9 protein-coding genes are annotated in these 11,755 nt (G+C 61.2%); all 9 read left to right on the top strand.

Annotation, left to right across the window (positions count from 1 at the left end; genetic code table 11):
- Positions 1 to 374: 374 nt before the first annotated feature.
- A complete protein-coding gene (locus DWW12_RS09370) occupies positions 375 to 1,136 on the top strand; it encodes a 4Fe-4S dicluster domain-containing protein (protein ID WP_117855800.1) in 762 nt (253 codons plus the stop codon).
- Between the two features lie 343 nt (positions 1,137 to 1,479).
- Positions 1,480 to 1,992: a PTS glucose transporter subunit IIA gene (locus tag DWW12_RS09365; RefSeq protein WP_158558588.1), complete on the top strand. Its 513-nt coding sequence runs from the start codon at positions 1,480 to 1,482 to the stop codon at positions 1,990 to 1,992.
- An 18-nt stretch (positions 1,993 to 2,010) separates the two neighbouring features.
- Entirely contained in the window at positions 2,011 to 2,865 is an 855-nt protein-coding gene (locus DWW12_RS09360; protein WP_233544289.1) for a PRD domain-containing protein, read from the top strand.
- 99 nt (positions 2,866 to 2,964) lie between these two features.
- Positions 2,965 to 4,581, top strand: a complete 1,617-nt coding sequence (locus tag DWW12_RS09355; RefSeq protein ID WP_117855799.1) for a PTS transporter subunit EIIC — start codon at positions 2,965 to 2,967, stop codon at positions 4,579 to 4,581.
- A 3-nt stretch (positions 4,582 to 4,584) separates the two neighbouring features.
- Positions 4,585 to 5,967, top strand: coding sequence for a 6-phospho-alpha-glucosidase (locus DWW12_RS09350; protein WP_117855798.1), 1,383 nt, complete (start codon positions 4,585 to 4,587; stop codon positions 5,965 to 5,967).
- Between the two features lie 256 nt (positions 5,968 to 6,223).
- The gene (locus tag DWW12_RS09345; RefSeq protein WP_117855797.1) at positions 6,224 to 8,056 is read left to right on the top strand and encodes an NAD(P)-binding protein; all 1,833 of its coding nucleotides are present in this window, start codon (positions 6,224 to 6,226) and stop codon (positions 8,054 to 8,056) included.
- A 50-nt stretch (positions 8,057 to 8,106) separates the two neighbouring features.
- Positions 8,107 to 9,861, top strand: a complete 1,755-nt coding sequence (locus DWW12_RS09340; RefSeq protein WP_117855802.1) for a [FeFe] hydrogenase, group A — start codon at positions 8,107 to 8,109, stop codon at positions 9,859 to 9,861.
- A 2-nt stretch (positions 9,862 to 9,863) separates the two neighbouring features.
- Positions 9,864 to 10,922, top strand: a complete 1,059-nt coding sequence (locus DWW12_RS09335) for an ABC transporter substrate-binding protein (protein ID WP_117855796.1) — start codon at positions 9,864 to 9,866, stop codon at positions 10,920 to 10,922.
- Positions 10,923 to 10,967: 45 nt separating this feature from the next.
- Positions 10,968 to 11,755 (top strand): ABC transporter permease (locus DWW12_RS09330; RefSeq protein WP_158564438.1); only part of this gene is annotated, 788 nt, incomplete at its 3' end.

The following is an 11,755-nucleotide window of genomic DNA, read 5'->3' as shown; positions in this document are numbered from 1 at the left end:
GGCGGGGCATTCCCCGCCTCTTACACCACATCTCTGCGCGCTACCAGCAGGGACGCGTTATTCTAGCCATGTCGGGACTTAAAATGATACGGCGCCCTACAGTTTTGCCCACCCGCGGCGGTGCTGGCGCGGTCACGTTGCAGAATACTCCGTTTTTTGCACGGGCCAGGATGGGGTACCTCGGGAGAACACGGCGGTATCCCGTAAATATATACAATCTGTACCGTAATTTATACAAAACGAAGAGGCAGACAGCGTAGGGCGGGTGCATTGGGGTGCTTGGTGCATTAAAACGGGGACCCTACGTGCCGTATACTCTGTCTGAATGTGAAAACGGCTTGACGCGTTGCCAGGCGTAGGGGGAGGGTGTCTAGATGAGCGTATTCGAAATTGTGTTTAGTCCGACGGGTGGAACGCAGAAGGTGTCTGGCCTTGTGGCTGGAGCGCTGGACAAAAAGACCGTTACCGTCGATCTGACCGATAGCGGGTTGGATTTCCACGAGGTCTCGATGACGAAGGACGACGTGGCTGTTATCTCCGTGCCAGCGTATGCCGGCAGAGTCCCTGCCGTGGCGGTCGACCGACTGAACATGGTTCACGGCAACGGAGCGCGGGCCGTTCTGGTGTGCGTCTACGGAAACCGCGCGTTTGAGGACACGCTCGTAGAGCTGGAGGACGTTGCGGAGCATGCGGGATTCCGGGTAATCGCGGCAGTTGCAGCCATTGCAGAACATTCCATTGCGCGACAGTTTGCTGCCGGTCGTCCGGATGCGCAGGATGCGGCGCAGCTCGCAGAGTTTGCGCAGCAAATTCAGCAAAAGCTGTTGGCTGAGGATACATCCGAGCCCTCTATTCCCGGCAATCGTCCTTATAAACAAGCCAGAGGTCACCGCATGGCACCTGAGGCAACAGAGGATTGCGTCTCCTGCGGTGCATGCGCCGCGGCGTGCCCCGTTTGTGCTATCGACAAGGGTGACCCCAAACGAGCAGCTGGCGAGGCGTGCATCTCCTGCATGCGCTGCATTGCCGTATGCCCGCGAGGCGCTCGTATGCTTGATCCCAACAAGCTATCCGCTGTTTCTCAGATGCTGAGCAAGGTTTGCGTCGTGCGGAAGGAATGCGAGCTCTTTGTCTAGCGTATACGAAATTGGTGCAATGGGGCCAGGTTAATCTGCACCAACCTGGTGCAAACAAACCTGTCCCCAATGCACCAGAGTGAGGAGCGCCCCTGGGTGCCGGCAGAAAAGGAACGTCCCTAAGTGCCGCTTAAATACCGTTTATCGAAGAAAAAATACCGCTCACCGGTCATAATGATTGTTCTGGCTTTGGGCTTGTCTACAATAGCTCCCGTAAAAAGAAATGCGGAAGGTTACCGAGTCCCTCGGACGTGGGCCTAACCAAAGTCTTTGAACGGATGTGTCTCTATGGACGCATTCGCTTGATTTTGGTTGGGCTATATTTATGAAGGGACATGCCACCATGGGTTTCTTTTCTCGCCTGATGGGCGGTTCGGATGAGCAGAAGACTGCATCTTCCGAGTTCGAAATCCTCGCTCCCGTTTCCGGCGAGCTTGTTCATCTGGAAAAAACCAATGACCCCGCTTTTAGCAGCCGCGCCGTGGGCGATGGCGTTGCCGTGGTTCCCCAAGAGGGAACGGTGTGCGCTCCTGTTTCCGGCACCGTCGCGGCGTTGTTTCCGACTGAGCACGCGCTGGGCATCATGTCCGACGACAGCTCTGCTCAGGTGATGCTGCATATCGGAATCGACACTGTTAAACTTGAGGGCAAGGGCTTCCATGCGCTTGTTGCTCAGGGTGACCATGTCGACGCGGGCCAGCCCCTCGTCGAGGTCGATTTCGACGCGGTCCGCGCCGCCGGCTTCGATCCCACGGTCTTCGTTATCGTGTGCGAGCGTTCGGAGAACTCGACTCTTCGTGAGCACGCTTCCGGCCCTGTTGCTGTTAAAGAGCCTGTCGTCTGGCTTTCCGAGTAAATTCTTGTGGTGGGTACCGTGGTTATCAAGCGAGTTTTCAACAATAACGTCGCAATGGTCACTTCGGACGATGGCTCCGAGCTCATTGTCATCGGTCGAGGCCTCTGCTTTGGCCGTCATGCCGGCGACGCTATCGATGAAGCATCGGTCGAAAAGACCTATGCGCTGCAGGAGGGCACTTCTCAGGATTCGCGTACGATTGACCGCTTGGCACATCTTTTGGAGTCCATTCCCACCGTCAACCTCGTGATTGCCGAGGACATTGTTCAGATGCTCCGTCGAGAGCTCAATGTTGATGTCAACGACAAGATTCTCATTGCTCTTGTAGACCATATCAGCCTTGCTTTGGAGCGCGAGCGCAAGGGCGTCTCCTGCGAGAATCCGTTGCTGCTCGAGATCCAGCAGTTCTATCGCAAGGAGTATGCGCTTGCGGGCCGTGCGCTGCAGATTGTCAAGGAGTATATGGGCTTCCAGATGAGCGAAGAAGAGCAGGGTTTTATTACGCTGCATATCGTCAACGCCACCATGCCGCAACGCTCCGACCGTCTCATCATCTCGGTCCAGCTTGTTCGCGACGTGCTCGCGATTGTTTCCGAGCGCTATGCCACGACCCTCGATGACACCTCGCTGCCTTACGAACGTTTCGTTCGTCACCTGCAGTTTTTCGCGCAGCGAGCGCTCGATCCTGCGGCCGGGCAAATCAATGGTGACGCGCTGTTCCGAATCGATGAAACGGTGTACCCGTGCGCATTCTCGTGCGCGGACGCCATAGCCGCCCACTTGTCGTCTACCTATAACGTTGTCGTTACCAATGCCGAGAAGAGTTATCTCGCTTACCACATTGTTAACCTGCTTGGAGAACCTGGTCTCTAGGCATAACGTGCCCACACATCGATTGATATGAGGCAGGGCTTATGGCCTTGTCCAGGGCACATCTGTCTTAATTTGCGGAAAAGGAAGGGGAGTACCGCTATGACCGCAAAAAAGAAGTTCAATTTCAAAGCGCCGTTGGAGGTGTTCGCGAAGTCAATCGTTCAGCCGATGATGTATCTCTCGGTTGCCGGCATTCTGCTCATCGTGGGCATTATTCTGACCAACAAGACCATTTGCGCCTTGATCCCCGTACTGGGCTCCGGTCCGTTCCAGCTTGTGGGCGCCGTTGTCTATCAGTCGCTGATGTTTATCATCAACAACCTCTCGATTCTGTTCTGCGTGGGCATCGCCGGCGCCATGGCAAAGAAGAACAAGGGCCATGCTTCGCTGATCGCCCTGATGTCGTTCTTCCTGTTCCTGCAGGCTAACAACATCGTGCTCAACGCCACCGGCTCTCTTGCCGAAGCGAGCGGCATGCTCGGCCTTACCGGAACCGGCCAGGCCACCGTTATGGGCATTCAGGTGCTCGACACCGGCGTGTTTGGCGGCATCATTCTTGGTTGCATCACCGGTGCCGTGTTCAACAAGTACTCGAACAAGCAGTTCCCCATTGCCCTTTCGATGTTCTCGGGCGTTCGTTTTCCGTTCCTGATCATGATCATCATTTCCTGGATCATGGGTGCTGGCTTCTGCATCGTTTGGCCTCCGGTTCAGGGTGCCATCTCCTCCGTTGCCGGCATCATTAAGGAGTCGGGCAACATCGGTCTGTTCATCTACGGCATGCTCAACAAGCTGCTCGTTCCTACCGGTCTGCACCACCTCATCTACACCCCGTTCCAGTTCTCCGATGTGGGTGGCACCCTGACGCTGGGCGATCAGGTTATCGCCGGCGCCTATCCCATCCGTGTCGCCGAGATGGCAATGACGGGCCAGCCCTTCTCCGATAGCACCTACTTCAACAGCTACACCTTCAACAACCTGTGGCCCTACATCGGTATCGGTCTCGCCTTTATCTTCACCGCTTACAAGGGGAACAAGGATAAGACCAAGGCCGTTATCATCCCGCTGATCATCACCGCCGTGCTCTCCTGTGTCACCGAGCCCATGGACTTCCTCTTTGTCTTTGCCGCTCCCGTGCTCTTTGTCGTTCACTCGGTTCTTTCCGGTATCTTCCTGGTCCTGCTCAAGGTCCTCTCCGTGCCCGCTTCGACTGCAGGCGGCATCATCAACATCGTGGTTTCCAACCTGGTTCTTGGTGTCGATAAGACCAACTGGCCGATGATGCTCGTGCTCGGAGTCGTCAACGCCGCTCTGTACTTCTTCCTCTTCACCTTCCTTATTAAGAAGCTCAATCTCCACACGCCTGGCCGCGAGGAGGAGTCCGAGCTCGCCGAGTCCGTTGCCGAGGGCGAGGCCGCCGCGTCTGTCGCGGTGAAGCAGGGCGCTGTTGCCGCAGCTCCCGCAGAGGGCGTCGATGCAGGTATTGCCGACCTGGTCGCAGGTCTTGGCGGCAAGGACAACATCGAGGAGCTCGAGAACTGCTTTACGCGTCTCCGCGTGAACGTTAAGAACCCGGACCTCATCGATGAGAGCCTCATCAACCACGTGCCCAACAGCGGCATCAACCGCAACGGCAACAATATCCAGATCATCTTTGGCATGAAGGTTGCCGAGATGCGCGACAAGGTCGAAAACGCAATTGAGAAGGAGCAGTAAACAATGATCATTACTCTGTGTGGTGGCGGATCCACCTTTACCCCCGGCATCGTCAAGTCCATCGCTCTGCGCAAGGACGAGCTCGACGTTGACGAGATTCGTCTGTACGACATCAACGAGGAGCGCCAGCGCAAGATCGGCGTGCTCGTGGACTGGATTCTGCACGAGGACCTTGGCCTGGACATCAAGCTCACGGTGACCACCGACAAAAAGACGGCTTTTACCGACGCGAGCTTCGTGTTTGCCCAGATGCGCGTGGGCGGCTACGCCATGCGCGAGCAGGACGAGAAGATTCCGCTGCGTCACGGCTGCGTGGGCCAGGAGACCTGCGGTTGCGGCGGCCTTGCCTACGGCATGCGCACCATCTTCCCCATGGTCGAGCTGATCGATGACGTTGAGAAGTACGCTAAGAAGGACTACTGGATTCTCAACTACTCCAACCCTGCTGCCATCGTGTCCGAGGGCTGCCGCGTGCTGCGTCCCAACGCTCGCATCATCAACATCTGCGACATGCCGATCGCGATCATCGACGTGGTTTGCGCCGCACTCGATATCGACAAGAAGGATGTCGAGTACGATTACTTTGGCCTCAACCACTTTGGTTGGTTCACCTCGATCCGCCACAAGGGCGAGGAGGTGCTCCCGCAGCTGCGCGAGTACATCAAGGAGCATGAGATTCTGCTGCCCGACTCCTACCTCAAGGGCATGGGCTCGCTCATGGCAAAGAAGCCCGAGGAGGCCACTGACGAGCACCCCGAGCAGAACCGCCACACCAAGGGCAGCTGGTACTACGTCTGGAAGGGCGAGTACGAGATCATGGAGTGCTTCCCGGAGTACCTGCCCAACACGTATCTGAACTACTACCTGCAGCAGAAGGAGTTCGTCGAGCATTCCAACCCCGAGCGCACCCGTGCTAACGAGGTTGAGGAGACGCGTGAGAAGAACCTCTTCGACGGCATCGACCACTACGAGAAGACGGACGAGATCGACGAGAGCACGTTCTATGCGGGCAGCCACGGCGACTGGATTGCCGATTTGGCTATCGCTCTGAAGAACGACACCAAGCAGCGCTTCCTGGTCATTTGCGAGAACAAGGGCGCTATCCCCAACATGCCCTACGACGCTATGGTCGAGCTGCCTGCCTACATTGGCAAGAATGGCCCCGAGGTCATCAGCCGCGACAACATTCCTCTGTTCCAGCAGGGCCTCATGATGCAGCAGCTGAACTCCGAGAAGCTCGTGGTCGAGGCTACGATCGAGGGTTCTTACGAGAAGGCGCTCAAGGCCTTTACGCTCAACAAGACCGTGCCTTCGATGAAGGTTGCCAAGGAAGTTCTCGACGACATGATCGAGGCCAACAAGGGTTACTGGCCCGAGCTTAAGTAAAAGCAACAGGGTCGCTGGCCGCATACCTGGAGCAATGCCCCGTCCACGTGATTGCGTGGGCGGGGCATTGTCATTTGGTAACGCGTTTTACCAAATATGGCATTTATCTGCGGTAATGTTCTATTTCACCGCCGAGGGTGACATTTCATACCGCCTGCCGAACCGTGTCGCTGCCAAACAACTTTATAGGCCAGTGTTGTGCGTGTAGCAACTTCGCCCGGCCTCGCCTCCGGGCTGCCATGTGAGAGGGGATCTTATGGCTCGACTGCACGTAATGGAACGCAGCCACGCTCAGGCCGTCATGGATGACCTGCACGATGCACTCGGACGCCGTCTGGCGGTGAGTTCGCTCGCCCCGTGTCCCGTTGAGTTTACGGCAGCGCTCGTTAACCTGTGCTCCACCCAGAGCTGCGGCAAGTGCACGCCCTGCCGCGTGGGCCTGAGTGCGCTGAGCGACCTGCTCGCCGATGTGCTCGAAGGGCGCGCCGATGAGTCCACGCTCAACCTGATTGAGCGCACGGCCCGCACCATCTACCTTTCGAGCGACTGCGCCATCGGTTACGAGGCCGGCGCCATGGCGCTTACGGCTATCCGCGGTTTCCGCGACGACTTTGAGCATCACATTCGCGAGCATTCCTGCGGCTTTGATCGCGAGGCGCGCGTTCCGTGCGTCTCGGGCTGCCCGGCGCACGTCGACATCCCCGGGTACATTTCGCTCGTCGAGGCCGGCCGCTATGCCGATGCCGTCAAGGTCATCCGCAAGAACAACCCGCTGCCGCTCGTCTGCGGCCTGGTGTGCGAGCATCCCTGCGAGATGCACTGCCGCCGCGGCATGGTCGACGACCCCATGAACATCCTCGCCCTCAAGCGTTTTGCCGTCGAGCATAGTGACCTCAACGACCACAAGCCGCATGTCGTGGACAATACCGGCAAGCGTGTCGCTGTGGTCGGCGGCGGCCCGGCCGGCCTCTCCTGCGCCTACTACCTGGCCGTGATGGGCCACAAGGTGACCATCTTTGAGCAGCGTCACCACCTGGGCGGCATGCTGCGCTACGGCACCCCCAGCTATCGTCTGCCGCGCGAGCGCCTGCAGGCCGAGATCGACTGGATCTTGAGCGCCGGCATCGACGTGGAGCTCGACCACTCTGTGCGCGGCGAGGAGCTCGCCCGCCTGCGTGACGAGTACGATGCCGTCTACCTGGCCATCGGTGCCCACAACGACAAGAAGCTCGGCCTTCCGGGCGAAGAGGCGCCCGGCGTTGAGTCGGCCGTCAAGATGCTGCGCGCCATCGGCGACGACGAGCTGCCCGACCTGAGCGGTCAGCGCGTGTGCGTCATCGGTGGCGGCAACGTTGCCATGGACGTGGCCCGCTCTGCCGTGCGCTGCGGTGCCGAGAAGGTGAGCATCGTCTACCGCCGCCGCATCTGCGACATGACGGCCCAGGACGCCGAGATCGCCGGCGCCCAGGCCGAGGGCTGCGAGGTGCTGGAGTTGACCGCCCCGCTCGCTATCGAGACGGGCGAGGAAGGTCGCGTGAGTGGCCTGCGCGTGCAGCCGCAGATCATCGGCGAGCCCCGTCGTGGGCGTCCGGCCCCGCGTGCCGCCGCTACGCCAGAGCGCGTCATCCCCTGCGAGCGCGTGTTTGTGGCGATTGGCCAGGACATCGATTCCAAGCCGTTTGAGGAGATGGGCATTGCCTGCAAGTGGGGCTGCGTCGTCACCGATTCGGACGGCGCCGTGCCCAACTTCGATGGTCTCTTTAGCGGCGGCGACTGCCAGACCGGCCCCGCCACCGTTATCCGCGCTATCAACGCCGGCCGCGTGGCCTCGGCAAACATCGACCGCTACCTGGGCTTTGATCACAAGATCAAACTCGAGGTCGAACTGCCGACCGTCCAGTTTAAGGGTAAGCACGAGTGCGGCCGCTGCGAGCTGGGCGAGCGCGAGGCCGGCGAGCGCATCCACGATTGGAATCTGGTCGAGCAGGGCCTTACCGAGGAGGAGGCACGCCAGGAGGCAAGCCGCTGCCTGCGTTGCGACCACTTTGGCTTTGGCGCGTTCCGCGGAGGGAGGAACCTGGAATGGTAGAGCCTAACAAAACCACCGTCAGCGACAACACCGAGAACGGGGCGCACAACATGGTCAGGCTCATTATCGATAACTGTGAAGTCGTGGTGCCCGAGCGCACCACGATCCTAGATGCGGCCAAGTCCGTCGGCATCCAGATTCCCACCCTTTGCTACCAGCGCGATCTGAACGAGATCGGCGGCTGCCGCGTGTGCGTGGTCGAGGTTGAGGGCTGCGACCAGCTGGTTGCCGCCTGCAACAACTACGTACTCGACGGCATGGTGGTCCACACCAACAGCCCCAAGGCCCGCGAGGCGCGTCGCACCAACGTGCAGCTGCTGCTGTCCCAGCACGACTCGCGCTGTACGAGCTGCGTGCGCAGTGGTAACTGCAACCTGCAGACCATCGCCAACGACCTGGGCATCTTCTATCTGCCGTACGAGCAGCACCTGGCGCGCGAGGGCTGGGACTTCGACTTTCCCATCATCCGCGACAACGACAAGTGCATTAAATGCATGCGCTGCATCAAGGTGTGCGAGAGCGTCCAGGGCTTGGGGATTTGGGACCTGACCAACCGCGCCACGCACACCGCCGTGGGCACCCGCGGGCGCGCGCCGATCGGCAAGACCGACTGCGTCGCATGCGGCCAGTGCATCACGCATTGCCCCACGGGCGCGCTGCGCGAGCGCGATGACACCGAGGCCGTGTTCGACGCTCTCGCTGATCCCGACAAGATCGTGCTGGTGCAGATCGCGCCAGCCGTGCGCACCGCTTGGGGCGAGGAGCTCGGCATTCCGCGCGAGCAGGCCACCGTTGAGCGCCTGGCCTGCGCATTGCGCCGCGTGGGCTTTGAGTACGTGTTCGACACCGATTTCTCGGCCGACCTCACCATTATGGAGGAGGGCTCCGAGCTGCTCGAGCGCCTGAGTAAGGCCGCCAAGGGCGAGGGCGACAGCCGCGGCTGGCCCATGTTCACGAGCTGCTGCCCGGGCTGGGTGCGCTTTGTGAAGGCGCGCTATCCGGAGTTTGTTGACAGCCTGTCCACGTCCAAGTCGCCGCAGCAGATGTTTGGCGCTGTCGCCAAGACTTATTACGCCAAGGTTCTGGGCGTGGAGCCCGAGCGCCTGTTTGTGGTGTCCGTGATGCCGTGCACCGCCAAAAAGGCCGAGTGCGCGCTGCCGAGCATGGTGGGCGAGGACGGCGCGCCCGACGTGGACGTTGCGCTGACGGTGCGCGAGATGGTACGCATGATCCGCGCAAGCCACGTGAGCGTCGGCACGCTGGTCGAGGAGCCGCTCGATACGCCGCTGGGCTTTGGCACGGGCGCGGGTGTGATCTTTGGCGCCACGGGCGGCGTGATGGAGGCCGCCGTGCGCTCGGCATATTACCTGGTGACGGGCAAGAATCCCGATGCCGACTTCTTTACCGAGATGCGTGGGCTCGACGGTTGGAAGGAAGCCATGGCCGATATCGATGGCACCAAGGTGCGCGTCGCCGTGGCGCACGGGCTGGGTAACGCCGCCCGCCTGCTCGATGCGATTCGCGACGGCCGTGCGAGCTATGACTTCGTCGAGGTCATGGCGTGCCCGGGCGGCTGCGTCGGTGGCGGCGGTCAGCCCATCCACGACGGCTGCGAGCTGGCAGCCGAGCGCGGCCAGGTGCTGTGGGGCCTGGATGCCGCTGCGGACATTCGCTTCTCGCACGAGAATCCCGATGTCCAAGCGTGCTACCGCGAGTTCTTGGGCGAGCCGTTCTCGCCGCTGGCCGAGGAGCTGCTGCATACCGACCATCAAGCATGGACGATGCCCAACGAGGGGACGTGCTAGCGATGCGCGCGTTTGATTTTGAGATGTCGCGCCGGGGGTTTGCCTCGGTGCTCGCCGCGGGCGCCTTGTCGCTTGCGCTTGCGGGCTGTGGCGGCGGGGCTGCCGGTGCCGGGTCCGCCGCGGGCTCGGCTGCCGGGTCTGCTGCGGGCGGTGCTGCTGCAGAGCCGGTCAAGGTACACGTCGCCTCGCTCAAGGGGCCGACCTCGATCGGTCTGGTGCAGTTTATGGACCGGGCGGCCGATGGCGAGACGGACAATGAGTTCGACTTTGCGATTAACACTGCCGCCGACGAGATTGTGCCCAAGGTCATTCAGGGCGATATCGACATTGCCCTGGTGCCCGCCAACGTGGCGAGCGTGCTCTACAACAAGACCGAGGGCGCGGTGCAGGTCATCGACATCAACACGCTGGGCGTGCTGAATGTGGTGACAGGCGATGCGAGTGTGGCCTCGTTTGGCGATCTGGCGGGCCATACCGTCTATATGACGGGCAAGGGCACCACGCCGGAGTACGTCATGAACTACCTGCTGGAGCGCGCGGGCCTGACCGGCCAGGTGACGCTCGAGTTTAAGAGCGAGCCCACCGAAGTGCTGTCGGCCCTGCTTGCCGACCCGTCCGCCGTGGGCGTGCTGCCGGAGCCGTTCAAGACGGCGGCCATCGCCAAGAGCGAGGGCAAGCTGTCGGCGCCGGTGAGCCTGACCGATGTGTGGGACGAGCTGGCGGGTGACACGGGATCGCGCCTGCTGACGGGTGTGACCGTGGTGCGCCGCGCGTTTGCCGAGGAACATCCCGAGGCCGTGGCGGAGTTCTTGAGCTGCCATGAGGCGAGCGTGAAGGCCGTCAATGCGGCGCCGGCAGACTGGGCGCAGGCCGTGGTCGATGCCGGCATCGTGGACAACGCCAAGATCGCCGAGAAGGCGATTCCCGGGTGCATGCTTGTCTGCCAGGCGGGCAAGGATATGAAGGCGGCACTTAGCGGGTATCTGCAGGTGCTGTCCGACGCGGACGCGAGCGCCGTGGGCGGTAAACTTCCGGCTGACGATTTCTACTACTTGGAGTAGCCCGTGCGTGCGTTTGCTCGACAAATGACAGAGCGTATGAAGGCGGTGGCGGCAGTAGGTGCCGTCGCCGCCTTTTGGCTTGCCGCGTGGATGCTGGTGGCGGCGCTGGTGGCGCAGCCGTTGATTTTGCCGGGGCCGGGTGCGGTTGCCTTGGCGCTGCTGCGTCTGGTGTGCGATGGCGGTACCTGGGCGATTTTGGCGGGCTCGGGCGCGCGGATACTGGGCGGGCTGGCGCTTGCCGCGGTGTTTGGTGGCGTACTTGCCGGGATTTCATCACGGTCGCGGGCGTTTGCGCACCTGGTGGCGCCGGCGCTTTCGTTTGTAAAGGCGACGCCAGTCGCCTGCGTGGTGGTCCTGTTGCTTATCTGGCTGGGGTCGGCGCGCGTGAGCATCGCGGCAGTTTTTTTGATGGCGCTGCCAGGCGTGTATTTTTCGCTGGCCGAGGGCTTGGCACAAGTGGATAAGCCGCTGGAGCAGATGTTCCGCCTGCATGGCGTGCGCGGCTGGCGCCTGTTTTGCGCCCATACCTGGCGCGAGGTACTGCCGTTTGTGCTTTCGTGCGCCCGTGCCATGATCGGCATGAGCTGGAAGGCCGGCGTGGCAGCCGAGCTCATCGGCATGGCGGTGGGCACCGTGGGTGAGCGCATCTATCAGGCGAAGCTTTTGATTGAGACGGCTGATCTGCTGGCGTGGACCGTGCTGGTCGTTGCCGCCTCGTGGGCGTGTGAGCGCGTGCTGGTGTGGCTGCTGCGGGTTTCGGGACCCGTGGCGTGGCGCGTGGCCGTGCGGGCGCATGGGCGCGGCGCTCGCGGGCGTGCGGGGGCTGCCGGGGG

The organism is Collinsella sp. AF14-35 (assembly GCF_003464565.1).
In the GTDB taxonomy this organism is placed as follows: Bacteria; Actinomycetota; Coriobacteriia; order Coriobacteriales; family Coriobacteriaceae; genus Collinsella.
Note: the sequence above shows the minus strand (reverse complement) of the source record. Positions and strands in the feature narration are given on the sequence as shown.